25 protein-coding genes and 1 tRNA gene are annotated in these 25,096 nt (G+C 56.5%); 11 read left to right on the forward strand and 15 right to left on the reverse strand.

Features of this window, described 5'->3' with window-relative positions; all coding sequences use genetic code 11:
* Positions 1-48 precede the first annotated feature (48 nt).
* Positions 49-120 (reverse strand) — tRNA-Met (locus tag EDB95_RS08610).
* 78 nt (positions 121-198) lie between these two features.
* On the opposite strand from EDB95_RS08610, the gene era reads away from it, so the two are divergent.
* Genes era through EDB95_RS08635 form a run of 5 tightly spaced genes read left to right on the forward strand, consistent with a single transcriptional unit; the run spans position 199 to position 3,964 of the window.
* Positions 199-1,068 (forward strand): GTPase Era, encoded by an 870-nt coding sequence (era, locus tag EDB95_RS08615; protein ID WP_133992638.1) that lies wholly within the window; start codon positions 199-201, stop codon positions 1,066-1,068.
* A gap of 33 nt (positions 1,069-1,101) precedes the next feature.
* Entirely contained in the window at positions 1,102-2,415 is a 1,314-nt protein-coding gene (der, locus tag EDB95_RS08620; RefSeq protein ID WP_133992640.1) for a ribosome biogenesis GTPase Der, read from the forward strand.
* Positions 2,416-2,417: 2 nt separating this feature from the next.
* The gene (locus tag EDB95_RS08625) at positions 2,418-2,603 is read left to right on the forward strand and encodes a hypothetical protein (protein WP_133992642.1); all 186 of its coding nucleotides are present in this window, start codon (positions 2,418-2,420) and stop codon (positions 2,601-2,603) included.
* 32 nt (positions 2,604-2,635) lie between these two features.
* A complete protein-coding gene (locus EDB95_RS08630) occupies positions 2,636-3,289 on the forward strand; it encodes a TetR/AcrR family transcriptional regulator (protein ID WP_133992644.1) in 654 nt (217 codons plus the stop codon).
* A gap of 45 nt (positions 3,290-3,334) precedes the next feature.
* The gene (locus EDB95_RS08635; protein WP_133992646.1) at positions 3,335-3,964 is read left to right on the forward strand and encodes a nitroreductase family protein; all 630 of its coding nucleotides are present in this window, start codon (positions 3,335-3,337) and stop codon (positions 3,962-3,964) included.
* A 15-nt stretch (positions 3,965-3,979) separates the two neighbouring features.
* On the opposite strand, the gene EDB95_RS08640 is transcribed toward EDB95_RS08635, so the two are convergent.
* The 3 genes from EDB95_RS08640 to mgtE are packed head-to-tail and all read right to left on the reverse strand — an operon-like array spanning position 3,980 to position 9,448.
* On the reverse strand, positions 3,980-6,190 hold the full coding sequence (locus EDB95_RS08640) for a DUF4954 family protein (RefSeq protein ID WP_133992648.1): 2,211 nt from the start codon (positions 6,188-6,190) through the stop codon (positions 3,980-3,982).
* 6 nt (positions 6,191-6,196) lie between these two features.
* A complete protein-coding gene (glmS, locus tag EDB95_RS08645) occupies positions 6,197-8,032 on the reverse strand; it encodes a glutamine--fructose-6-phosphate transaminase (isomerizing) (protein ID WP_133992650.1) in 1,836 nt (611 codons plus the stop codon).
* Positions 8,033-8,056: 24 nt separating this feature from the next.
* The gene (mgtE, locus tag EDB95_RS08650; RefSeq protein WP_133992652.1) at positions 8,057-9,448 is read right to left on the reverse strand and encodes a magnesium transporter; all 1,392 of its coding nucleotides are present in this window, start codon (positions 9,446-9,448) and stop codon (positions 8,057-8,059) included.
* 83 nt (positions 9,449-9,531) lie between these two features.
* Between mgtE and EDB95_RS08655 the strand changes: the two genes are divergently transcribed.
* The gene (locus EDB95_RS08655; protein ID WP_133992654.1) at positions 9,532-9,918 is read left to right on the forward strand and encodes an SET domain-containing protein-lysine N-methyltransferase; all 387 of its coding nucleotides are present in this window, start codon (positions 9,532-9,534) and stop codon (positions 9,916-9,918) included.
* 10 nt (positions 9,919-9,928) lie between these two features.
* The gene (locus EDB95_RS08660; RefSeq protein WP_162852522.1) at positions 9,929-11,212 is read left to right on the forward strand and encodes a M28 family peptidase; all 1,284 of its coding nucleotides are present in this window, start codon (positions 9,929-9,931) and stop codon (positions 11,210-11,212) included.
* 69 nt (positions 11,213-11,281) lie between these two features.
* On the opposite strand, the gene EDB95_RS08665 is transcribed toward EDB95_RS08660, so the two are convergent.
* Complete coding sequence (locus EDB95_RS08665; RefSeq protein ID WP_133992658.1) at positions 11,282-13,546, reverse strand: aconitate hydratase; 2,265 nt, start codon at positions 13,544-13,546, stop codon at positions 11,282-11,284.
* 107 nt (positions 13,547-13,653) lie between these two features.
* Between EDB95_RS08665 and EDB95_RS08670 the strand changes: the two genes are divergently transcribed.
* Positions 13,654-13,875, forward strand: coding sequence for a PspC domain-containing protein (locus EDB95_RS08670; protein ID WP_133992660.1), 222 nt, complete (start codon positions 13,654-13,656; stop codon positions 13,873-13,875).
* A gap of 327 nt (positions 13,876-14,202) precedes the next feature.
* Here EDB95_RS08670 and EDB95_RS08675 read toward each other — a convergent pair whose 3' ends face one another.
* Genes EDB95_RS08675 through kdsA form a run of 3 tightly spaced genes read right to left on the reverse strand, consistent with a single transcriptional unit; the run spans position 14,203 to position 15,945 of the window.
* On the reverse strand, positions 14,203-14,628 hold the full coding sequence (locus EDB95_RS08675; protein WP_133992662.1) for a hypothetical protein: 426 nt from the start codon (positions 14,626-14,628) through the stop codon (positions 14,203-14,205).
* A 34-nt stretch (positions 14,629-14,662) separates the two neighbouring features.
* Positions 14,663-15,121 carry a GNAT family N-acetyltransferase gene (locus EDB95_RS08680; RefSeq protein ID WP_133992664.1) on the reverse strand — a complete coding sequence of 153 codons (459 nt, stop codon included), beginning with the start codon at positions 15,119-15,121 and terminating at the stop codon, positions 14,663-14,665.
* On the reverse strand, positions 15,121-15,945 hold the full coding sequence (gene kdsA / locus EDB95_RS08685) for a 3-deoxy-8-phosphooctulonate synthase (protein WP_133992666.1): 825 nt from the start codon (positions 15,943-15,945) through the stop codon (positions 15,121-15,123). Before kdsA ends, EDB95_RS08680 begins: the two co-directional genes overlap by 1 nt.
* A gap of 49 nt (positions 15,946-15,994) precedes the next feature.
* On the opposite strand from kdsA, the gene EDB95_RS08690 reads away from it, so the two are divergent.
* Positions 15,995-16,954, forward strand: a complete 960-nt coding sequence (locus EDB95_RS08690) for an NAD-dependent epimerase/dehydratase family protein (protein ID WP_133992668.1) — start codon at positions 15,995-15,997, stop codon at positions 16,952-16,954.
* Here EDB95_RS08690 and EDB95_RS08695 read toward each other — a convergent pair.
* The 6 genes from EDB95_RS08695 to EDB95_RS08720 form a co-directional block, all read right to left on the reverse strand.
* A complete protein-coding gene (locus EDB95_RS08695; RefSeq protein ID WP_133992670.1) occupies positions 16,938-17,687 on the reverse strand; it encodes a hypothetical protein in 750 nt (249 codons plus the stop codon). The genes EDB95_RS08690 and EDB95_RS08695 overlap by 17 nt on opposite strands.
* Before the next feature lie 331 nt (positions 17,688-18,018).
* Complete coding sequence (locus EDB95_RS08700) at positions 18,019-19,458, reverse strand: glycosyl hydrolase family 79 C-terminal domain-containing protein (protein ID WP_133992672.1); 1,440 nt, start codon at positions 19,456-19,458, stop codon at positions 18,019-18,021.
* A gap of 43 nt (positions 19,459-19,501) precedes the next feature.
* Positions 19,502-19,795, reverse strand: a complete 294-nt coding sequence (locus EDB95_RS08705) for a hypothetical protein (RefSeq protein ID WP_133992674.1) — start codon at positions 19,793-19,795, stop codon at positions 19,502-19,504.
* Between the two features lie 11 nt (positions 19,796-19,806).
* A complete protein-coding gene (locus EDB95_RS08710; protein ID WP_133992676.1) occupies positions 19,807-20,322 on the reverse strand; it encodes an RNA polymerase sigma factor in 516 nt (171 codons plus the stop codon).
* A gap of 236 nt (positions 20,323-20,558) precedes the next feature.
* The gene (locus tag EDB95_RS08715; protein WP_133992678.1) at positions 20,559-21,602 is read right to left on the reverse strand and encodes an NAD(P)-dependent alcohol dehydrogenase; all 1,044 of its coding nucleotides are present in this window, start codon (positions 21,600-21,602) and stop codon (positions 20,559-20,561) included.
* 76 nt (positions 21,603-21,678) lie between these two features.
* On the reverse strand, positions 21,679-22,806 hold the full coding sequence (locus EDB95_RS08720) for a lactonase family protein (RefSeq protein WP_133992680.1): 1,128 nt from the start codon (positions 22,804-22,806) through the stop codon (positions 21,679-21,681).
* Between the two features lie 29 nt (positions 22,807-22,835).
* Here EDB95_RS08720 and EDB95_RS08725 point away from each other — a divergent pair, with 29 nt between their 5' ends.
* Positions 22,836-23,789, forward strand: coding sequence for an ion channel (locus tag EDB95_RS08725; RefSeq protein WP_133992682.1), 954 nt, complete (start codon positions 22,836-22,838; stop codon positions 23,787-23,789).
* Positions 23,786-24,478 (forward strand): MarC family protein, encoded by a 693-nt coding sequence (locus EDB95_RS08730; RefSeq protein WP_133992684.1) that lies wholly within the window; start codon positions 23,786-23,788, stop codon positions 24,476-24,478. Before EDB95_RS08725 ends, EDB95_RS08730 begins: the two co-directional genes overlap by 4 nt.
* Here the strand turns inward: EDB95_RS08730 and EDB95_RS08735 are convergent.
* Positions 24,475-25,095 (reverse strand): J domain-containing protein, encoded by a 621-nt coding sequence (locus EDB95_RS08735; RefSeq protein ID WP_133992686.1) that lies wholly within the window; start codon positions 25,093-25,095, stop codon positions 24,475-24,477. The genes EDB95_RS08730 and EDB95_RS08735 overlap by 4 nt on opposite strands.
* Position 25,096 lies beyond the last annotated feature (1 nt).

A 25,096-nucleotide genomic window follows, 5' to 3' on the forward strand; every position in this document is an offset into this window, starting at 1 on the left:
GCATAATATAATATAAAAAGCCCCGGCGTATGCCAGGGCTTTCTTTCGTTGCGAAGGGAGGGATCGAACCTCCGACCTTCGGGTTATGAGCCCGACGAGCTACCGCTGCTCTACTTCGCGATGTATTGGACTGCAAATGTAGGACACGTTGCAATAACTACCAAATATTTTATTGTCTTTCGTTTACCTTTGCAGCCGATGCAAACGGGTTTTGTGAACATTTTCGGGCGCCCCAACGCGGGGAAAAGCACGCTGCTCAACGCTTTGGCGGGTGAGAAGCTGGCCATCGTGTCGCCAAAGGTGCAGACGACCCGGCATCGTATCAAAGCGATACTAACCACCGACAAATACCAGGTGATTTTTTCGGATACACCGGGCATCATCGATCCGCAGTATAAGTTGCACGAGCGGATGATGCAGGCGGTGCGGAACAGTCTGGAGGACGCGGATATCGCGGTCTTGCTGGTGGACAGCGGAGACGATCCGGTGGAAGCGGACGCGGTTTTTGAAAAGCTGCGGCTGAAAGCACCGGCGATCGTGGTGTTGAACAAGACGGACGCGGTCAGTGCGGAAAAACTGGAGGCGCTAAAAAAATTCTTTACGGCCCGGCCTTATTCGTCAAAGGTCATGGAAGTCTCCGCCCTTAAAGGAACGGGTGTCCAGGCGCTTCTTGATGAGCTGGTGTCGCGGTTGCCGGAAGGCGAAGCGTATTTCCCGGAGGACGAGATGTCAGACCTGCCGACAAAGTTTTTTGTGGGGGAGATGGTGCGGGAAAAGATCTACCAGCTATATGCGGAGGAGATTCCTTATCATACCGCGGTCGTGGTCCAGGAATTCAAGGAGAAGGCTGACCTGATCAAGATCCGCGCGGAGATCGTGGTGCAGCGGGAGACGCAAAAGGGGATCTTGCTGGGGGAAGGGGGACAAAAGATCAAGGCGCTGGGAATGGCCGCCCGCAAAGACATCGAGGCGTTTCTGGGGTCGAAGGTGTTCCTGGAACTTTTTGTAAAGGTGCGGCCGAAGTGGAGGGATAACGACCTCCTGTTAAAAGAATACGGATACGAATAGGGGCGCGGGAGCGCCCCGCAAAAATGGGAATATATGTCTGGATTTACCGTTGCCATTGTGGGCCGGCCCAATGTGGGAAAGAGTACGTTGTTTAACCGGCTGCTGGAACAGCGCAAGGCCATCGTGGATGACCAGAGCGGGGTTACCCGGGACCGGCAGTATGGGGTCGCCGACTGGGCGGGGAAAACGTTTAACGTCGTGGATACCGGGGGGTTTGTGCCCCGGAGCGAAGACGTGTTTGAACGGGAGATCCGGCGCCAGGTGTTGATCGCCATCGACGAGGCGGACGCGCTCGTTTTTCTTTGCGACGCGGCGACGGGGATCACGGACCTGGACGAGTCCATGGCGGATGTGCTTCGTCAGTCACCCAAACCGGTTTTCCTGACCGTAAATAAAGTAGACAATTCGGACCGCCTGCTGGAGGCATCCGAGTTTTACGCGCTGGGCTTCGACCCGGTGTTCTTTGTTGCGGCCATGACGGGCAGCGGGACGGGGGAGCTGCTGGACGCGATTGCAGCGCTGATCCCGGAAGAGGCAGTTGAAGAAGAAGAAAAGGAAGAAACCCCGAAGTTTGCGATCATCGGCCAGCCGAATGTCGGCAAGTCGTCGCTGCTCAACGCCCTGCTGGGCCAGGAGCGCACCATTGTGAGCGACGTAGCGGGCACGACGCGGGACAGCATCCATACACGCTACAATCTTTTCCAAAAAGAGTTTGTGCTCATCGATACGGCGGGTATCCGCCGGAAAAAGAAAGTCGAGGAAGACCTGGAATTTTATTCGGTCATCCGCGCGATCAAGGCAATGGACGAGGCGGACGTTTGCCTGTTGCTGCTCGATGCCACCAAGGGGATCACGGCCCAGGACCTGAACATCTTTTCGCTCGCGGCGCGCAAGGGGAAGGGTGTTGTATTGCTGGTCAACAAATGGGACCTGGTGGAAAAGGAAACGAATACGGCCCGGGACTACGAACGCGAGTTGAAAAAAAGGCTGGCGCCCTTTACGGATGTGCCGGTGATCTTTATATCGGTCACGGAAAAGACAAGGATCTTCAAGGCGATCGAAACCGCCATCGAGGTGTATCAGAACCGTCAGCGCAAGATCCCGACCTCCCAGCTCAACGAGTTCCTCAAAAAGGCCGTGGCGTCCTTTCACCCGCCGGTGGTCCGGGGGATGCCGGTGAGCATTAAATATGGCACACAGCTTCCCACCCACGTGCCGTCTTTTGCCTTTTTCAGCAACCACCCGGACGACATCAAAACGCCCTACCGCAACTACCTGGAGAACCAGTTGCGGGAGCAGTTCGACTTCAAGGGGGTGCCGGTTCGTATATTTTTCAGGAAAAAATAGCTATGAAAAAAATCGTGTTTGTGACACTGATGTGTGCCGGTCTTGGCGCCTGCCAGACCGCCGGTGACAACGGGAACCAGGGCTCCGATACGACGGTCCCCCAAAAGACGGGCGTGGCCGCCGATTCGGCCCGGATTTCCTCCGATTCTATGATAAATGCCTCCCCTGATACGTTGAAAGCAAATTAGTGTTACCTTTGCTAACGACGTTAGATTAAGTAATGGGCATAGCAGAACGCAGATACCGCCAAAAAGAAGAGATCCGGGGTTTGATCCTGGAGACCGCCTGGAGACAGATCCAGGAGGAGGGGGTCAATGCGTTGTCCATCCGGAAGGTGGCGGACGCGATCGAATACAGCGTCCCCGTGATCTATACGCACTTCGAAAGCAAGGAAGCCCTGCTCATGGAGTTTATCCAGAGAGGGTACCGGCTGTTAAGGGAGCAAATGCAGGCGGCTCGTGACCGGCACCACTCCCCGGCGGAACAACTGGACGCCATGGCATTGGCCTATTGGGACTTTGCCGGGCAAAATCACGAGCTGTACCGGTTGATGTTCGGGTTGGGAATACCCAACTGCACCATGGCCAGGCTCATTGACGATATTGGCACTTTTGGGGATATGGTCAAAGGGGTTATCCGGGAAGCGATCGAAACCGGTAAGCACCCGGGTGCGAGCGTGGACCTGAAATTCCAGTCTTATTGGTCGATCCTCCACGGAATCATTTTCATCCGGATGTTCAAGGTTCCCTGTGAGAAAGAACCCTGCGAAGGCGGGGCCGCGATGGCTGCCTTGGTAAAACCGGACATCGACCAGGGGTTGGCCATCCTAAAGGATACGGTTGCAGGGTTTATCTATGCATTGGTCGGAGGATAAAATTTTTTTTCTTTAAATACTAACATCGTTAGAAATTATAACACTATGAGCTTAATAGAAGCACTCCAATGGCGGTACGCCACCAAAAGAATGAATGGGCGCAAGGTAGAACAGCCCAAACTGGATAATATCCTGGAAGCCACCCGCCTGTCTGCATCCTCGGTGGGGCTGCAACCCTACAATGTCATCGTGGTGGACAGCCCCGAACTCAAGGAGAAAATCAAACCCATCGCATTTAACCAGCCCCAAATCACGGAGGCTTCTCACTTACTGATTTTTGCCGCCTGGGACAAGGTCACCGGGGAACGTTTTGACGAATATATACAGGATGTGGCCGACCAGCGCGGGGTACCCGTCGAAAGCCTGGATGCCATGAAAAACTATAAGGAGAAGATCCTCGCCCGGCCGGAAGAAGAGAACCACAACTGGGCCGCCCGTCAGGCTTACTTAGCCTTCGGCACCGCCATCGCCGCCGCGGCCATGGAAAGGGTGGATGCCACCCCCATGGAAGGCTTTAACGGCCCCGCCCTGGATGAGCTGTTGGGTTTGAAGGAGAAAGGCTTGCGCAGCTATACGATCCTCACGCTGGGCTACCGCGACGAAGCGCAGGACTGGTTGGTAAACCAAAAGAAAGTACGGCGCCCGAAGGAAAAGTTTTTCCTGGAGATCGCGTAAGCGGGGGGCCGCGCCTTAACGCAACCTGGCCGCAAGGCCTTCAACCTGGAGCGCAAACGCCTCCAGGTTTTTTCTTTCCTGCGCGATAAAGCCGTTGTCCTCCAGCCGTCCGATTACGGCCTCCATTTCGTCGTCCGAAGCATAGACCATCCCCCGGAAGGGATTGGAATAGTCCTTTTCCCGGGAGGCGTAAATGCCCTCCACCATCCAGGTCTTCGTATCCACGGCTTCCCACAACAGGGAGATGACGCGGGACCGGTCGAGGTCCCGGAGCGATACCCCGAACACTTCGCTCCAGGCGGCCAGGGCATTGAGCAGCTTTGCCTGGGGGTAGGCTTCTCCGCAACGGCGGTAGAAGTCGTGGACGTCTTCCCAGGATTTGATCTCCCCCGTGCGCATTTGCCGGCGAAACGTATCCATGCTGTCCTGGTCGATGAGCTGCCCGCCCACATTATGCCAGCGCTGAAGGCGAGGGGCGGGGGATAGCAGGGCTTTTACATCGTCGAGGCCGGCGGTGGTATTACTCTGGAAAAAATGGATCAGTTGCAGGGCCGCGTGGTATTTGATCAGGTCCTTAAAAATGGCGTAGGCCTGGGGTACTTTGGCCAGGACGGTTTTGCGGGGTGAATGTTCGAACCCTTCCCCCAGGATTTCGAGGGATTTCAGCTCCGGGCTGCCGCTTTCCAGCAGGCGTTTGCCGGTGGCCGTGGGGTCGCCTTTGCCGCCGGGGCCCAATTTTTCGCCGGCGCGGAGCCATGCCTTGCCGGTGCTCTCCTCCAGGATGCGAAGGGCTTCGACCAGCTCGCCGATGGTATCGGGGGCAAGGTAGTCGTATTCCAGGTGCTGGATTTTCTCCGTGCGTTTGTCGCGGTCGGTATATTTCCAGCTGTTCCGGGCAAGGGCGTACATATTGTACAGGAACCAGTAGGCCGGCATGACGACCAACTGGTCCCTGGACACGTCGTTGGACACCAGGGCAAAGGGCAACGGGATACGCAGCTCCGCCGGGTAGTCTCCCTTGGACAGGATCACAAAGGAGGCAAATTGGGAATTGTGTTTGAGGCTGACGCAAAGGCCCGGCCAAAAGCCCCGGCCGGCCACGAGTTCCCCGTCCGGGCTCCGGGAGTTGTGGTTGGAGCCGATGGTGGCCCCGGCGGCCATATTGCTTTGGCCCATCACCAGGGCCGCGCAGAGAAACGAATTGTTGTGGTGTTGTTCGTGTGCGGGGAAAATCAGGGAATTCAGGACCTCGCAACACGAAATCGTGGCGTTGTTGCCGAGGTAAGAATTGATCAGGCGGGCGCCGTATTTGAGCTGGGAATGGGACGCCATGACAAAACGCACGGCCTTGACGCCATAGAAGATGCGGCAGCCATAGTCGATGATCCCGTTGACAAGCTCGCAGCCTTCGCCGATCTGGGAAGGCGCGTCGGCCGACGAATTAATGGTCAGGTTCTTGAGCTTGTTGGCGCCCTTCAGATAGGCGTCGCTGCCGATCCAGACGTCCTTGATCGTCTTACAGTTTTTGACCACGGTGCGGTGGCCGATCTTGCCATAGTAACCCCGCTGGCGGTCGAATTTTTTCTCCGTAAATGCTTTGAACCGTTCCTGGACCATATCGTCGTCGCGGTAACGGGACCATAGGTAGGCGTCACCGGGCAGCATCCCGTTAAACGGGATGACGCTGCGGCCCCCGTTTTCGTTACAGATCTCCAGCCAGATACGGCGCTCTTCGGGTTCGCCGACCTTGACGATCCCGTTGCCGAACTTAGCGTAGTTGGTCGTGGCCAGTTCCTCGACATTGACGAGGAGGACGTCGTTGCCCACGATATAATGAGAGAGATAGTTCACGTTGTCGATGACGACGTTGTCTCCCAGGTCGCAACTGCAGATGGTGCTGTTGTACAGTCCCACGGGGCGGCGCAGGTTCTTGAACTCCAGGTACCAGGGTTCCAGCTTGCCGATGCGGATCAGCCCGTAGAACTTGCAGTTTTTGACGAGCTCGGGGTTGAAGGCATCGGAGACCAGGATCTTGTTCCAGTCGTCGGATTGATTCCGGTTACGCACCAGGACTTCTATCTCGTGCGCATTGAGGTGCCGGTAGCTGATGCCGCTCCGGTTCTGTATATCCCTCAAATGATATTCATCCTTCCCCTGTGGAAGGTATTCCGCGGGGATGAAATGATAACCAAGGCTCGATAGCGGATGCTTGCTGATGTTATTCATGGGAAGTTATTCCACGGTAACGCTTTTGGCAAGGTTGCGGGGTTTGTCCACGTCAAATCCTTTGGCTACGCCCACATAGTAGGACAGCAGTTGCAGGGGAATGACGCTCAACATCGGGGCTACGATCTCGTCTGCTTCGGGAACGGCAAAGACGTCGTCCGCCATCGCGGGGATGACCTCGTCGCTTTCGCTGGTGATCGCCAGCACGATGCCCTTCCTGGCTTTAATCTCCTGGATGTTGCTGACGATCTTTTCGTGATAGGAATCCTTTGTCGCTACGAAGACAACGGGCAACTGATCGTCCACCAGGGCGATCGGTCCGTGTTTCATCTCCGCTGCTGGATACCCTTCGGCATGTATATAGGAAATTTCTTTTAGCTTAAGGGCGCCTTCGAGGGCCACCGGGAAGTTGTAGCCACGGCCTAAGTAGAGGAAGTCACGCGCATCCTTGTACCTGGCGGCGATCTTTTTGACGTCCGCGGCCTTTTGCAGGACCAGGGCCACCTTTTCCGGAATGGCCGCCAGCTCGGCGCACAAATGCTGGTAGCGTTTTACATCGATGGTTCCTTTGGCAGCGGCCACCTTTAGCGCCATCATGGTCAGGACGGCCAACTGCGCCGTAAAGGCCTTCGTGCTGGCCACCCCGATCTCGGGACCCGCGTGCGTATAGGCGCCGGCGTGAGAAAGCCGGGCAATGGAAGACCCCACCGCGTTCACAATCCCGAAGATGGTGGCGCCTTGTTCCTTGGCACGGTCGATGGCCACCAGGGTGTCTGCGGTTTCCCCGCTTTGGGAGATCGCGATGATCACGTCCCCTTTATGGATGATGGGATTGCGGTACCGGAACTCGGACGCATATTCTACCTCGACAGGAATACGGCAAAGCTCCTCGAAGACATACTCCGCCACGAGACCCGCGTGCCAGCTGGTCCCGCAGGCGACCATGATGATCCGGGGTGCGTTGATCAATTGCTGAAGGTGATTCTCCACCCCCGCCATGGTGATGGTGCCGGCGGCGGGATCGAGACGCCCCCTCAGACAATCCTGTATGGTATGGGGCTGTTCGTGGATCTCCTTGATCATGAAGTGATCGTATCCCCCCTTTTCTATAGCGGCCAGCTCGATGTCGAGCTTCGTGATAAAAGGCGTCTGGCGTTCGTTGCCGAGGTTTTTGAGGATCAGCTCGTCGGGCCGGATGATGGCCACTTCGTAGTCGTTCACATAGACCACTTCCTTGGTATACTCTACGATGGGGGAGGCGTCGGACGCAAGGAAGTGTTCCCCCTTGCCGATCCCGATGACCAGCGGACTGCCTTTACGGGCGGCGATCAGCGTATCCGGATGGTCCTGGTCCACGATGACGATAACATAGGCGCCCACGATCCGTCTCAGGGCAATCCGGACGGCTTCTTCCAGACCGCATTCGTTGTTGAGCTGGATGTCCTCGATGAACTTGAGCAGGACCTCGGTGTCGGTATCGCTGGAGAAGGTATACCCCTTGTTGAGGAGCTCCTGTTTGAGGGGGGCATAGTTTTCGATGATCCCGTTATGGACCATGGCCAGCTTGCCGTTGGTCGACGTATGCGGGTGAGAATTACGGTCGCTGGGTTCTCCATGGGTTGCCCAGCGCGTGTGACCGATCCCGATAGTTCCCTGGAGGTTCTTGCCGACCAGGTTTTCTTCCAGGTCCGCGACTTTTCCTTTTTTCTTGTATACATGAAGCCCGTGGTTGACCAGGGCAACGCCGGCGCTGTCATAGCCCCGGTATTCGAGGCGCTTGAGCCCTTTGAGGATCACAGGGTAGGCCTGCCGGTGGCCTATATAGGCAACGATTCCACACATAGGGCGAATGTAAGCAAAAGTCTATTATAACAATATTCCCCTAAAGAATATGTACGCCACGGAAAAATATATGACGATCCCGGTCACGTCCACCAGCGTGGCCACAAAAGGAGCGGAAGACGTCGCGGGGTCGAGCCTGAGCCGTTTGAGGATGATGGGCAGCATGGAGCCCATCAGACTTCCCCAAAGCACGATGCCGATCAACGAGAAGAAAATGACCGTCGCCAGCCGGGACCAATAGGCGCCGTAGCTGAAGATGTGGAGGTTTTGCCACAAAAATATGCGCAGGTATCCGATCGAACCAAGGATGGCACCGAGGATGACACCCGAGAGCAATTCCCGGCGCATGACCTTCCACCAGTCGTTTAGGGTTAATTCGCCCAGGGCCATGGCCTGGATGATCAGGGTGGAGGCTTGGGACCCGCTGTTACCGCCGCTGCTCATGATGAGGGGGATGAAGAGGGACAGGACGACCGCCTTGGCGATCTCATCCTGGTAGTGTTGCATAGCCGTGGCCGTGAGCATTTCACTCAGGAAAAGGATGATCAGCCAGCCCGCGCGTTTCCGGACGAGCTTGATGATCCCGATTTCCAGGTAAGGTTCGTCGAGGGCTTCGGTACCCCCGATCTTTTGGATGTCTTCGGTGAACTCTTCACTCGCCACCCACAGGACGTCGTCTATGGTGACGATCCCCAGCAGGACGTCGTTGTCGTCCAGGACAGGCAATGCCACCCGGTTATTCATTTTAAACACCTGGTAGGCGGATTCCTGTTCATCGTTGACGTGTAAGGTGATGTATCGTCCGTCCACGAGGTCGCTGACCAGTTTGTCCGGGGAGGCCAGCAGGAATTCCCGGATCCGGATGTCGTCCAGGAACACACCTTTCTCGTCGATGACGTAGATCACGTCGATCGTTTCACTGTGTTTACCTTCCTCGCGGATATGATCCAGGACCTCCCGCACCGTCCAGTCGACATTGACCGCGATATAGTCGGGTGTCATCAGACGCCCCACGCTGCCTTCGGGGTAACCCAGCAGGGACAAAGTCACCTTTCGCTCCTCCGGGTCCAGCAACCGGATCAATTCCTTCACGACGCCGGAGGGCAGCTCTTCGAGGAAAGACGTCCGGTCATCCGCGGGCAGTTCGTTGAGCAGCTCGGCCGTTTTGAAGGGGGGCAGCTCCTTGATGATGCTCTTCTGGGAAGCCACGTCCAGGATACGGAAAACGGAGGAAGCCCGATGGATGGACAGGTTGCCGATGATCTGGCTCTCGTAGTCGGGGTTGTCATAAATCAGCTCGGCTACATCGGAGATGTTCTGGTCGTTTAAGAAATCGGTGATCTGCAGCTTGTCGCCGGTGGCAATCACTTGTTCAAATTGCTCCTGGAGAGACCTGGATTCGTCCTGTTGGGGCATACCGCGGGGCTTTTGGGCAAAAATAGTATCCTTCCGCAATTTGCAAGTTTAAATCCTCTGTTAAGGGCGTATATCTTTGCCCCATGATCCAAGCCTATCTCTATATCGCACCCAGCGAGGGCCGGGGAAGGGGGGTATACACCCGCGATGCCCTGCCGGCCGACACCATCGTGGAGGTCTCCCCCGTGCTGGTGCTGTCCGGGGAGGAACGGAAGCTCCTGGACCAGACCCTGCTGCACGACTATATCTTCGAATGGGGCGAACAAAAGGACAAATGCTGTGTGGCCTGGGGTTTCGTATCGATGTACAACCACCGGTCGCCCTCCAACTGCGAGTACTTCATGGACTATGCGGAAGAAATCATCTTTGTCAAAACGGTGGTGCCTATCGCCGCGGGGGAGGAGCTCACCATCAATTACAACGGGACCGCGGAGAATAAGGACCCGGTATGGTTCGAAGCAATACCTTAAATTTGATTTCATGAACTGCAAGATCCCCCTGCTTTGCCTCGGCGTGCTGGCCTGCCCTGGTCTCCGGGCACAGAAACACGATACCGCCATTACTGTTGCCGACGTCACCAGGACGGAGGCCTTTCTTTCTTCCGACGCCATGAGGGGCAGGGCAGTCTTTACCCCGGACATCAACCGCGCGGCCGATTATATCGCCGGCCGCTTCAGGGAAGCGGGTCTGAAGCCGGGCCAGGGGAACAGCTATTTCCAGGACTTTTCCCTGCTCAACGTGACACCGGATACCATTGCCGTCACCCTCAACGGGACGGCGATCGACCCGGAAGGGATCGGCGTGATGACGTCCCACCCGGACCTCGATTGGACAATCCTGGACAGCGCCCAGGTCGTCAGCGTCGATGCCTCGCATTCCCTAGGCGCAGTCATCAGGGCTTTCCGGGCCGGGCACAGCAACGTCCTGGTCCTCCTGGACACCATCTCCGCCAAAACGATCCGGCGCAACCGCCGCTTCCTGAACGGCCATTTCTACTCCCCCTACAGCCTCGTGATGGTCCCCTTTACCGGGACGCCGGCCAGCCTTTCGCTCCACATACACAGCGTCATTAAAGGGAAACCGCTCCGGAACGTAGTAGGGATGCTGCCGGGTCACGGACCAAAGGCCCGGGAATACGTCATGTTCTCCGCCCACTATGACCACCTGGGCGTCGGCCAGCCCGACGCGAAGGGCGATTCCATCTATAACGGCGCCAACGACGACGCCTCCGGGACGACTGCGGTACTGACCCTGGCGCATTATTTTGCGGCCCGTCACGACAACCAGCGGACGATCGTATTTGCCACCTTTACCGCCGAGGAAATCGGGGAATACGGCTCCCAATACTTTGCCACCCAATGGGACCCGGCCACCGTCGTGGCCATGTTCAATATCGAAATGATCGGCACCACCAGCAAATGGGGGGCGAATTCGGCCTACATCACCGGGTACAAACGGACCGACTTCGGGAAGATCCTTCAAAAGAACCTTGAAGGCACCGGGTTTCAATTCTACCCGGACCCCTATACGACCCAGAACCTGTTTTTCCGGTCCGACAACGCCTCCCTGGCCAGCGTAGGGGTGCCCGCCCATACCATTTCCACGTCGAAAATGGATAACGAACCTTATTACCATAAACAAGGGGACGAGATATCTACCTTGGATATGGAGAATATGACCCGGATCATCCGGTCTATCGCGTTGAGCTCCGTGAGCATTGTGCAGGGGGTGGATACGCCGACGCGGGTCACCGGGTTGCGCTAGCACGCACCGGCGTCCAAACGAAAAGCCCGCCAGGTGATCCCGGCGGGCTTTTTTATGTCGCACAAGCGCTTATTTCTTTACCTGGCTGCGGATCACGTTCAACGCGCCACCGGCCTTGAACCATTCGATCTGCTGCTCGTTGTAGGTGTGGTTGACGGTCACGTTGTCGGTGCTCCCGTCCTTGTGGTGCAGGACCACGGTGAGGGGCTTGCCGGGGGCAAAGGACGTCAGACCGGTGATGTCGATGGTATCGTCTTCCTTGACCTTTTCGTAGTCTTCTTTGTTAGCAAAAGTCAGCGCCAGCATCCCTTGTTTTTTCAGGTTGGTTTCGTGGATGCGTGCAAAGGACTTGACGAGGATGGCGCGGACCCCCAGGTGACGGGGTTCCATGGCGGCGTGCTCGCGGCTGGAGCCTTCGCCATAGTTCTCATCCCCGACCACGACCGTGCCGATCCCTTTGGCTTTGTAGGCCCTTTGGGTGGCGGGTACGGGTCCATACGCACCGGTGAGCTCGTTTTTGACGGAGTCGGTCTTGTCGTTAAAGGCATTGACCGCGCCGATGAGCATATTGTTGGAAATGTTGTCGAGGTGACCACGGAACTTCAACCACGGACCGGCCATCGAGATGTGGTCTGTGGTACATTTGCCCTTGGCCTTGATCAGGAGGCGGAGACCCTTCAGGTCGGTGCCTTCCCAGGCGGCAAAGGGTTCCAGGAGCTGGAGACGTTGGGAATCGGGGGCCACCATTACAACCACCTTCGAACCGTCCTTTGCGGGCGCCTGGTAACCGGGGTCGTCCACGGCAAAACCTTTGGGGGGCAGCTCATAGCCCTGGGGTTCGTCCAGCAGGACTTGCTCTCCCTTTTCGTTGGTGAGCTTGTCCTTGAGCGGGTTGAAGGTCAGGTCGCCGGCGATGGCCAAAGCGGTAACGATCTCGGGGGACGCCACAAAGGCGTGGGTCGAGGCAAGGCCGTCGTTGCGCTTGGCGAAGTTCCGGTTAAAGGAGGTAATGATGGAGTTCTTCCGGTTGGGGTCATCGATGTGGCGCGCCCATTGACCGATACAGGGGCCGCAGGCGTTGGCCAGCACGACCCCGCCGATGGCCTCGAAGGTATCCAGCAGGCCGTCCCTTTCGATGGTAAAACGGACCTGTTCGGACCCCGGGGTGATGGTGTATTCGCTTTTTGCCTTCAGCCCTTTGGTCGTCGCCTGTTTGGCGATAGAGGCTGCGCGGCTGATGTCTTCGTACGAGGAGTTGGTGCAGGAACCGATCAGGGCTACTTCCAGCTTTTCCGGCCAGTTGTTGGCCTTTACGGCTTCGGCAAACTTGCTGATGGGCCAGGCCAGGTCGGGTGTAAAGGGACCGTTGACATACGGTTCGAGCTCGTTCAGGTTGATCTCGATCAGTTGATCGTAGTATTTGGAAGGATCGGCGTAGACTTCCGCGTCCGGGCGGAGGTGCTCTTTGACCCCGTCCGCCAGGGCGGCTACTTCGGCCCGGCCGGTCGCTGTCAGGTATTTCGCCATGCTTTCGTCGTAGGCAAAGAGCGAACACGTGGCACCGATTTCCGCGCCCATGTTACAGATGGTGCCCTTACCGGTGGCGCTGAGGCTGTCCGCGCCTTCACCGAAGTATTCCACGATAGCCCCGGTCCCGCCTTTTACCGTCAGGATACCGGCTACTTTGAGGATAATGTCCTTCGCGCTGGACCAGCCGTTCAGCTTGCCGGTCAGGCGGACACCGATCAGTTTGGGCATCTTCAGCTCCCAGGGCAAACCGGCCATGACGTCCACCGCGTCGGCGCCACCGACCCCGATGGCAATCATACCCAGGCCGCCTGCGTTGGGGGTATGGGAATCGGTTCCGATCATCATACCGCCGGGGAATGCATAGTTTTCAAGGACCACCTGGTGGATGATCCCGGCCCCGGCCTTCCAGAAGCCGATCCCGTATTTATCGGAGATGGAAGAAAGAAAGTCGTATACTTCACGGTTGACGTCTTTGGCGGTGGCCAGGTCCTCGGCGGCACCCGTTTTCGCCTGGATCAGGTGGTCGCAGTGTACCGTCGACGGCACTGCTACCTTGTCCCTGCCACAGGTCATAAACTGCAACAGCGCCATCTGGGCGGTTGCGTCCTGCATCGCGACCCGGTCGGGTGCGAATTCAACGTAGTCTTTGCCCCTGACAAAGGCGTGGGTAGGGGTCTCCCACAGGTGGGAGTAAAGAATCTTTTCAGCAAGCGTCAAGGGGTGTCCGGTCTTTGTACGCGCTGCGGAAATTTTGGCGGGGAGCCCGGCGTACAGTTTCTTGATGAGGTCCAAGTCAAAAACCATGATACATAATTTATTAGCCCATACAAGGCGCTGCGAAGTTACAAAAAATGGGGTTCCGCCCGTTCATGGTCCTGGGCCGTCTGGCCTTTTTTTTTTAAATTGCCGGCATGAACCGCCTGAAAGATTTCATTGAATGGAAAGTTTTTGGGGTCTGTACCTACCTGGGTGAAAAGTGGGGCGTTGCCACGTCCACCATCCGGATGTACTTTATCTATCTGACCTTTCTCACGATGGGCTCCCCCATCCTGTTCTACCTGTTTTTCGCCTTCTGGATGAACATCAAGCAATACATCTGGAGCGCGCGTCGCAACCCCATAAAATGGCTCTAAGCCAGCCCTAACGGGCGTATGCTCCTCGTTTTCCGGTGTTCCGGTTTTCGGTGTTCGGTGAGCCCGTTGCCGCCGGGCTTCGCTATCGGTACGTCCCGCTACCGCCAGGCTTCGCACCTAAACGTGCTAGGCTAGGCCGAGGGGGGGTGTGTAAATTCCATTCTTTTCCGCAGAGTTTAAACACGATAGGCGTCGTTCAAATCTTCTGCGGAAAAGAATGGAATTTACACACCCCCCCTCGGCCTAGCCGGGTGGCCTCGGTTCGGTGCCGGGGGCTTCTCGGTTCTGTGTGTGAGGGCCGCTTGGGGATCGAAATCGGCTAGATACTTAGTGTTCCAGCGCCGCGCGGTCGACGAGGTGCACGTTTGTCATGGAGAGATAGTGATTTTGGAGTTCGTGGAGCGCCAGCCCCTCGTGGAGCTTCCGCGGCTGTTCGCTGCGGTATTGGAGCGTCATGTGTTGGAAGGTGCCGGGGTCGTAGACTTTTATGCTGAAGGGCCCCCGGAGGTAGGTGATGGATCCGTCGGGATCCGGGCCGCCGTCCGGTTTGAATTGCAGGTTTTCCAGGACCTTTTGGTCGACGGGTATGGGAAACAATTCATCCGGCTCGTACCAGCATTCCTGGTCGTCGTTGGTGATGACGCAGACCTGGTTATTTTCCCTGTCGAATTGGACAACGCTACCTGGTACGGAACCGCCGTCGTACTTGGCACGGACGATGTCCCCGGCCTTGAGTTCATGCATCGGGATCATGGCAATGATGTTTTTTAGGTTAGAAGATAAATAATTATGCCGAACCGTGCAAGGGGGGCGGCCCGTAGGGGTCGATCTTCAGCACCTCCATCAGCCGCTGCGGCCGGCTCAACTGCGTAAAGCCGTATTGCGCGTACAATCCGTGGGCGTCCCGGGTGCCGAGCATAAAGCGGCGGAGCCCCTGCAGGTCGGGGTGGGCCATGATGCAGGCCATGAGCCACTTGGAGAGGCCTTTGCCGCGGTGCGCGGGGAGGACATAGACGTCCGCGAGGTACCCGAAGGTCGCGGTGTCCGTAACGACCCGGGCGAACCCCACCTGGGCGGGGCCGTCATACATCCCAAAGCAAAGGGAGTGTTCGATCGCCCGCTCCACGATGGACCGGGGGATGTGAAGTGCCCAATACGATTCGGTAGATAGGAAATGATGAATCGCTTCCACATCCAGCCGGGTCTTATCGGTGGATAGGGTATACCCGTCTTGTGTCCATTCCATCAGAACAGTGCTTTCCTTATTTTAACCAATTGCGCCAGGAGGGGTTCGAGGTGGTCCAGCCGGAGCATGTTGGCCCCGTCGCTCAGGGCCTTGGAGGGCTCGGGATGGGTTTCTATAAAAAGCCCGTCGGCGCCCACGGCGATAGCAGCTTTGGCGATGGTGCCGATCATGGCCGGGTTTCCGCCGGTTACGCCCGAGGACTGGTTGGGTTGTTGTAGCGAGTGGGTGCAATCCATGACGGTGGGCGCCTGGTGTGCCTGCATCCAGGGGATGTTGCGGTAGTCCACGACGAGGTCGGTATAGCCGAAGCTGTTTCCGCGTTCCGTGAGGATCACCTTCTCATTGCCCGCCTTGCGGATCTTTTCGGCGGCAAACTTCATCGCTTCCCCTGAGAGGAATTGTCCCTTTTTCACATTGACCACCTTACCCGTTTGTGCCGCGGCAATGAGCAGGTCTGTTTGCCGGCAAAGGAATGCAGGGATCTGGAGCATGTCCACATAAGCCGCGGCCATGGCGGCCTCGTCGTGCGCGTGGATGTCCGACACCGTTGGCAGGTGGTAGGTCTTTCCAATCTTCTGCAATAACTTCAGGGCCGTTTCATCGCCCAGGCCGGTGAACGACGAAGCGCTGGTCCGGTTGGCCTTACGATAGGAGGATTTAAACACATAGGGAATACCCATGTTCCGGCAGATCGTGCTGACCTTTTCGGCGACTTCGGTGAGCACTTCTTCGCCTTCGACGACACAGGGTCCGGCGATCAGGAAAAAGCTCCGTTCGTCATAAGATTGGCCCTGGAAAAGGTCTTGCAAAAAATTAGGTATCATGGAGTAAAGGTAGGGGACTTCAGGATATTTTCTTAGGTTTGCAACCCTTATGGTGACCGAAAAAATACTGGTAGTAGGCGCTTGCGGGCAAATCGGTGTGGAGCTCACCCTGCAGTTGCGCAAGATGTACGGAGGGGCGAACGTGATCGCCAGCGACCTCAGGGAAGAACACCCGATGCTCAAGGATACGGGGCCATACATCCCCATGGACATCATGAACAAGGAAACCTTTCACGTGTTGGTGTTGCGCTACAACATCACACAGGTTTACCTGCTCGCGGCCATCCTGTCGGCAACGGGGGAAAAGAACCCGCCCCTGGCCTGGAACCTCAACATGCAGAGTTTGCTCAACGTCCTCGAAGTCGCGAAGGAAGAAAAACTGCACAAGATCTACTGGCCTTCGAGTATCGCCGTCTTCGGTCCCAACTCGCCCAAACAACAAACGCCCCAGCATACCATTATGGAGCCCACCACCGTGTACGGGGTCAGCAAGCTGGCGGGGGAACGCTGGTGTGAATACTACCACCATCGTTACGGCGTGGATGTACGCAGCCTTCGCTATCCCGGATTGATCAGCTACAAATCCGCGCCCGGGGGTGGCACGACCGACTACGCCATCGAGATCTACCAGGACGCACTCCGGGAAGGCAAGTACGAATGCTTCCTGAAAGAGGATACCTATCTCCCGATGATGTATATGCCGGACGCCATCCGCGCCACCATCGAGCTGATGGAGGCCGACGCAAACCGGATCTCCGTGCGGTCGTCCTACAACCTGAGCGCGATGAGTTTCTCACCGAAAGAGATCGGGGAGGCCATCCGGAAACACCTGCCTGCTTTTGCTATTAGCTACGCACCCGACTTCCGTCAAAAGATCGCCGACAGCTGGCCGTCCAGCATTGACGATGGTGCCGCCCGAGAAGATTGGGGATGGGCGCCCGGGTATGACCTCGAACGCATGACGGTGGATATGCTCAAGAATATAGGCGGATCTACTTCTGGAGCATAAACGTGTACAGCGCAATCCTGTAAAAGACCTCGTCTTCCAACCCTACATGCCGCCTGGCCTGTGCATCCTTCATCCCATGGCTCCGCAACTGGAGGTACTGGAGATAAGAGGAGGCGGCCATGTTCATCAATTGTTTCAATTGCCGTTCCATTTCCTGACGGTTGGTCGGATCCGTTTCTTTCTGCTTTTTCAAAAAGGCATCCAGGAACTGGAGGCCATGGGCTTTTAATTGGCGGTACAACGGGTTGTTCCGGCGTCCGCCGGCTTCTTTGAGTTCGGCGATATCCTGGAGGATGCGGTGTTCCTTGAGCAGGCGGAACTCCTGTATGACCTGCGGGACATGAACACCCCGGCGGGTGCAAAAATGATTGTAGACAAAAACGAGGTACTCTTGTGTCGGCATGCCCAATTCCGGAAGGACATCAAGGGCGCTCAGGTGTCTTCGCTTCGCCTCGGACAGGACTTGTTCATCGGGCAGGGGCGAGGATAGGAGATAGTCTTCCGCAGCTTCCTTCAAACGTTCCCGCACTTTGTCGAGCATTTGTTCGGATAGCTTTTTATGCCGGTGCATGCTGTGTAATATCCGGACGAATCTCCGGGAGGGTGGAAGGCCGTACTGTGCCAGGATATTGTCTTCCAGGTCTTCTGCCTGGGCAATCAAGGCCGGTGCCTTGCCGGGGCCGCCCTGTTCCTGTATACGTCGAGCCAGTTCGTAATATTTCTTCAGGTCCATAGCAAACAGCGCTAGAAGGGTGTTTTCCAAGGAGCTAACATCCTGAAACTAATAAAATAAGGTTGGTTTTGCAAGAAGAAAATAAAAAATAATACTCTATAAATTTGGTAGACTAATAAGATTGAGCTAACCTTGCACTATCAAAGGCGCTCCAATGAAACGCCCGCGACACATGAGTTACGTGGCCGAGGGGATAGGCAGAGGTTTGCAAGACCTCCTACGACGGTTCGATCCCGTCCGTAACTGCGACAGACTATCATAGCAAGCAATCGTTTACCGGCCCTTCCGTTCTCGGAGGGGCCTCGTCTTTTGGGGGAGGGCGGCGGCGCCGCTATTTCAACATGATCACCATCGCAGAGGAATACGGCACCGACACCAGCACGGAATCCCCGCCATGCGGCAGACCCCCAAACTTAGCTCCAGCGTAAGTTCCGTCGGACTTCACGCTGGCGCCGCCGAGGGTGACCCCGGAGGTAGCGGTGAGCGAAGCGGCGGTGAGGGTGGTATAGGTGGCCGACGTCAGCGGGGTCCCGGTATGAAGGGTAATGTCGGCGTTGTTGGCGGGGTCTTTATTGACAAAGGTGATGGCGGTGTATCCGTTGTCCAGAAGGACGGCGTACGCGGAAAACAAAGGGTTGATGGCACCCGGCGTGGACAGGCTGAGGGGCAGGAAACGGCCCTGGCAGCCCAACTGGAAACAAAGCATGCCGTAATACAACGGTTTGAGTTCGGCGCCTGTTTTGCTTAAGAGGATGGGACTGTAATAGCCGCCGGTGCCCCCGTGAAAGTTGACCCCTGCAACGCCCAGCGAGGCCAGGGTGTACATATAATCCAGTCCCCAAAGGGCGCTGGCAAAAGTATTGCTGACGCCATTCTTACCCCCGTCATACACGGAGTTGCATTCCGCTACACGAAAAGAGATACCTGCACTCCGGGCGGCAGCTACCGCCGTGGTCATGTCTTTGACCAGGTTGGGGTCAAGGGCCAGCAGGTTGGTCACCGTCACGGAGGGGTCGGTGGGGGGTCCCATCTTGTAATAGTGATTGGTGGCCAGGGAAATCCGCTTGCTGTTCACGTTGACAAATTGAAGGAACCAGCTGGAGAGGTGGCCAGCGGTGGCCGGTCCGTCAAAAGTGGCCCGGTCAACGGTAGCGGAATGGATCGCCGTATAGTAATTCAACCAGTCGTACTCAAAATTGGTGATGGTATAGGTGCTTGCCTTCAGACCATTGGACGCATAGAGGTCGGGTTCGTTCCCGATTTCAAAGTCTTCGATGGACGTGCCTCCTGCGTCAAGGGCATATAATGCCTCGTTGGCAGAGATTTGGGCGGTAGATTGGGCGAGGTTGACGCCATAGAGGCTTCTCCAGCCGAGGGCCTTCAGGAAGGCGGTATACGTGACAACGTCGGTGGTATACATGGTATCCACATCGGTGGACCCATTACGAGGGCCGGCGGGGTAGTGCCAAAATACTTTTTCCACCGAATTCCCGCCTATGCGGATGACGCCGTACGTGCCCAGGAGTTTGATCATCTTGATCAGGGGCGTGTTGGCGGTATTGAGATAGTTGCCCCCGGGGAGGATATTTTTCTCAAAACTCAAACCGGTGAAATCCGATGGAATACGGAGGCCAGGCTGCGTGGGATCGGTGGTGAGGACGACCCGTTGGGCAGGGGTGGCGACGTATTGCACCAGGACCTGTTTGTGACAGGCGAGACCGGTGGTAAGGATCAATAGGTAAAGGACGTACTTCGGCGTCTTCTTTTGCATAAAAAGATAAACAGGGCCCAAAGGTAGGGCTTTGCCCCGTTAATTAATGGTGTAAGAGCATCAGCAAGACGACAAAAAGGCAACAAACAAAGGCCCCGACCAAAATCGCCTGTTTAAGGTCCTTTTCCTCCCGGGAGGGGTAAAAAAGGGGGTATTCCGTTTCGGAGCGTATATCCGCCAGTATCCTGCGTTCTTCCTCCTGGAGAAGGGGCTCGGGAAAGGAAGGGGTGCGCCCGCCGGTGTCGGATAGCCATTCTTCCACCTGTTTTGTGGTATCAGGGCTGGCGTTTCCTTCGAGGTACAGGTCCAATTTGCGTTTCAGATGTTTTTTTTGCATGAGGTGCGGTTTCAGTGGTTCCGGCCCGCCATCACCCAGGGTTTGTTCCACCAGTCGACGGGAGCCTTGACAAATTGCATCATCCATTGTTTCCAGCCGGGCTTATCGACGTCCCGGTGCATCATCATGGACCAGGCTTCTTCCTGGGCTTCCATTTCCTCGTACACCTTTTCGTCGGCGACGTTGGGTTGCTCGCCCCCGAAATAGGGCAATATAAAGCCATCGATCCATTGCGTGCCCGTAATGTCGTTTAAACGGCGGTGTAGCTGGTGTACGACCGCAACCCTTACCTTTTGGTAAAGCAGGACAGGCAGTGAGTATTCCACCGGTATGTGGTAGCGTTCTTTCCAGATCTCCGAAAAGACCAGGACGACGACCCGTCTGGCGTCCAACCGGGAATGCAATTTTTTCAGGGCATAGAAATAGACCATTCTCCAGTGTCTGTGGTAAAGTTCCTCAAAACACCCAGTGTCATCAGAGCGCAGTCTGTCCAGTAGTTCGATATCCGTGTACAGTTTTTCCTGCATAGGTGAGAAGCGTTGATTAGCAAAAAAGGGGGGTACAATCCCTTGTGGGGCGGTTAAGTCCCCTATTAAAATAGTGAGAAAAAGGCAAAAAAACGCTGCATGAGCGCCCTAAAATAGACCGCATCGGCCCCTGTTTGTTTAATGCTTGTGGATATCTTTCGACACGCTGGACGGTGCCGGGCATAAAAAAACCTGGTAGCCAATGACATACCAGGTTCATTTACTTAGTTTAATATTTACAGGCTGGCCATATCGATAACAAACCGGTAACGAACATCGCCCCGGAGCATGCGCTCATACGCTTGATTAACGTCTTGAATAGAAATGACTTCCACATCGGAAGTAATCTGGTGGGCGGCGCAGTAGTCGAGCATTTCCTGGGTTTCGCGTATGCCTCCGATCATGGAACCCAATATCTTACGACGTTTGGGAATCAGGCTGAAGGCGGGCAGCGGAGAGGGGGTGGGTGGTGCGCCGACGAGGATGTAGGTGCCGTTTGTTTTTAAAAGGTCAAGGTATGTTGCATAAGCGTGGTCTGCTGAAACCGTATCGATGATGCAGTCGAAATAATTGCGCAGGGCTTTGAGTTGGGCGGGGTCGGAGGTCAGGGCGAATTTATGCGCGCCCAGTTTTTTGGCGTCGGCTTCTTTCGAGGGCGATGTGCTCAGCATGGTCACCTCCGCGCCAAAGGAAGCGGCAAATTTGACGGCCATGTGGCCAAGACCCCCCAGCCCCAGCACACCGACCTTTTGTCCTTTGGTCACGCCCACGTAGCGTAAGGGGGAATAGGTCGTGATGCCGGCGCAAAGCAGGGGCGCCACTTTTTCGAGTGGCAAAGCAGGGGACACGCTCAGGGTATATTTTTCATCCACGACGATGGTGGAGGAATACCCGCCGTAGGTCGGCGTTACTTTGTCGCGCTCGTAGCTGTTATAGGTTTGGTTGCAGCCTTCTTCGCAATACTGCTCATCCCCTGCCAGACAGGAAGGACAAACGCGGCAGGAGTCCACAAAACAACCCACACCGGCGAGGTCGCCTACCTTGAAGCGGGTGACGTGATCGCCGACGGCGGAGATGCGGCCCACGATTTCGTGACCGGGGACCATGGGGTAAATGGATCCGCCCCATTCGTCGCGGACCTGGTGTATATCCGAATGGCAAACGCCACAGTAAAGAATGTCAATGCGTACGTCGTGGGGACCCGGCTCCCTGCGTTGAAACGAGAACGGGGCGAGGGGGGTATCGGCCGCTTGGGCGGCATAGGCTTTTGTCGCGATCATGTGAAATATTTGCGCAAAGGTCACCGTTTTTACGAGCCCGGACGGGCTCATTTTTTAGTGCGTCGGCCGCAGGCGCCTAATGCGCCGAGGGCACCGGCCACCACTTCAGACACACCGGATTCCCGATCTGGAGCTGATCCCCCGTCGGCGTCAGCAGACCCGTCTGCATATCCCGTTTGAAAATGACCACATTGTCGCTTCTCTGGTTGGCGACCAGCAAAAAGTGGCCCGTGGGGTCGATGGTAAAGTTTCTGGGTGTCACGCCCCCGCAGCTCACGGATCCGACGCGTTTGAGCTTCCCGCTCCCGGGATGGACCTCGAAGACGACGATGTCGTTGGTGTTGCCCCGGTCGGATGCATAAAGGAACCGGCCGTCGGGGGAGAGGTGGAGGTCTGCGCTGCCCTTGTCGGCGCTGGTATCCTTGAGCACGGTGGGGACGTGTTCGATCGGGGTGAAGCGTCCTTTGGCATAACCGAAAACATGGACTTCCCCGGACAATTCGGTGATCAGGTACATATAGCGATGATCGGGGCTGAAGGCGATGTGCCGGGGGCCGCTGCCGGGACGCACGGAGACCGTGGGAGTGGAAGCGGGCGTCAGGGGCTCGTCCATGTCGGGGTTGAAGTTATAGACGTATACCTTGTCAAGGCCGAGGTCGGCGCTGACAACGTAGCGCTGGTCGGGGGTAAAAACAGTGGAATGGACGTGGGGCTTTTCCTGGCGCTTGGCGTTGGCGCCCTTGCCCTCGTGTTGGATGAGCTGGGCGGACCCTCCTAAGGAACCGTCGTCCGCCACGCGGTAGGCGGAAAGGTTACCTCCGCCATAGTTGGCGACCGTGATCCATTTACCGGTAGCGTCCGTAGCGACATAACAGGGGAATTCCCCCTCGCTCGACTGGCGGTTGAGCAAATGGAGGTTGCCGGTCAGGGTGTCGAAGGAAAGCGCGGTCACACCACCGGTCCCCGAAGGGTTTTCGTTAACGGCATAAACAAAACGGCCGTCGGGAGAAAACGTAAGGTAGGAGGGGTTCTCCACGTCGGTTTCGCCGACCGGGGTGGTCTTCCCGGTGGAGGCGTCAAACCGGTATACGTATATGCCTTTGCTGGTACCCGTGGTGTACGTGCCGACCAGGAGATAATATTGCTGGGCTTGACCGGACAAGGCCAGGACGAGAAGGGTAATGAGGGATAGGAAACGTTTCATGTTGCTAAAGATATTGTAGTTTTGGCATTATGGCAATCGGCTATAACATCAATCCATTTTCAAGACGCAATGACGACACCGGTTTTGGAACCAGCGCCAGCAACTATGGGGGGAGGTTTATCAATAAGGACGGCTCCTTTAACCTGCGCAAGGTGGGACAACCTTTTTGGAAAAGAACAAGCGTATACTACCTCCTGCTAAACATGCCGGCCTGGAAGTTCACGTGTCTGATTCTGTTGGGGTATTTCGCGGTCAATGTCGTCTTCACGGGGGCGTACCTGTTGGTGGGGGTGGACGGGCTGACCGGTATCCGCGCGAATTCGGGTTTCCCGCGCGTGTTGGAGGCGTTCTTTTTTAGTACGGAGACCTTTACAACGGTCGGCTACGGCCGGGTAAATCCCGTCAGTGTGGGGATCAATATCATTGCCGCCCTGGAATCCATGGCGGGTTTATTGGCGCTGGCCGTTGCCACGGGCTTGATCTACGGCCGGTTTTCCCGACCCAAGTCCTTTCTCTCTTTTAGCCGGGAAGCCATCATTGGGCCTTACAAGGACATCACCGCCCTGATGTTCCGGGTGGCTGCGTATAAGGAGAACCACCACCTGACCAACGCGGAAGTATCGGTGACCATGGGGATCACCGTTCAGGGTGGAAAGGCCCCGGAATTCCAGTTTTATACGCTGCCCCTGGAAAGAAACCGCGTTGACTCGCTGTCGATGAACTGGACGATCGTCCACCCTATCAACGACGAAAGCCCCCTGTTTGGCTTTACCGCGGATGACCTGAAGGCCACGGATGCGGAGGTGTATGTGTTGGTCCGCGGATTTGACGACGTCTATTCCAACATCGTCCAGCAGCGGTCGTCCTATACCTACCGGGAAATCAAATTCAACGTGAAGTTTGCGCCCATGTACCGGGAATCCGAGGACGGCCTGACCACGATCATGGAAGTGGACAAACTCGATAGTTTTATTGACGTATGAACATGCACATCCTGCGTTATTTTTTCTCCATCATCCCCATTACCTACATGGCCCTTTTTCAGGTCGTGAATCCCATCGGGTCGGGGATCCTTTTCCTCAACCTCACGCCCACGGCCAGCCGTAGCCTTCGCCGGAAGCTGGCCCGGAAGGTTGCCTTCAACAGTTCGATCCTGCTCCTGATCGTCCTCCTTGTGGGGGTCTACGCGCTCAAACTGTTCGGCATTACGGTGCCCATCGTCCAGGTCTGCGGAGGGATGCTGATCGTCGCCATGGGTTGGCGCAGCATCAATTCCAAAGAAGACCTTGCGGACGGGGGGGAGAAACAGCAATATATCGCGGGCCGGCTGACCCCCGAAACGGACTATGTGAACCAGGCGTTTTATCCCATGACGTTCCCCTTTGTCATCGGTCCCGGGAGCATCGCCATCACCCTGACCATCAGCGCGGAATACGTCACGCATGCACCGGGGAACGACCTGTTGCAATATGCGGGGGCGATCATCTCCATTTTCCTGATTGCCGCCACCATCTATGTGTGCTTTGCCTCCGCGGATTATTTCATGAGCAAGCTCAGTGACCAGATCCGGCGGGTGGTCATGAAGTTGCTTTCGTTTATCCTTTTGTGTATCGGGGGACAAATCGTCTTTAATGGATTGGAGGCCTGGCTGCACTACCTGAAGGTCCTTTAGCGGGAGAGGAGGTAGGCGAGAAAGCAAAGGGCCAGGGCGGCAAGAATCAGCAGCGGGGTCTGGTAACGCGCGACCCACGCTTCCTTATTTTTCCTCTTATAAAAAGCGGCAATTTCCGCCAAAACGCTCGGGTCGCCGGCCGCCAGGTTTTCAAAGGCCTCGCGGAAAGGCTGCACCAGGCGGAGTTCCAGGGGGGCTGCGGACAACAGGAGAAAGTGGGCGATCCGGGCGTCGCCACCGACGCGGACGGTGTCGTCCAGCAGCCGCCGGATCGCGTGGGCGATCCCTTCCCGGTCCATGCGATAAAGATCCATGGCGCGGACCTTTTCATACAGACGGATGGCCTCGCGAAGCACCTGGTCCGGGGTGAGGGGACCAGGTGCTTCAAAGGCTTTGCCACCCGCTTTCCAAAGATTTCTTTGCTGGTGATAGTCTTCCCTGCGGAGGGGGTCGGAAAGGACGTCGTACGCTTCCTGGATTTCCCGGAAGTAGGCGGCTTCCCCGGCGTTCTTGTCGGGGTGATAACGCATCACCAGGCGGCGGTACGCCTTTTTCACGGCGTCCGGGGTGGATCCCACCGGAATGCCCAGGGTCGCGTAATAGTCCTTTAAGATCATC

This window comes from Dinghuibacter silviterrae (genome assembly GCF_004366355.1).
Taxonomy (GTDB): Bacteria; Bacteroidota; Bacteroidia; order Chitinophagales; family Chitinophagaceae; genus Dinghuibacter; species Dinghuibacter silviterrae.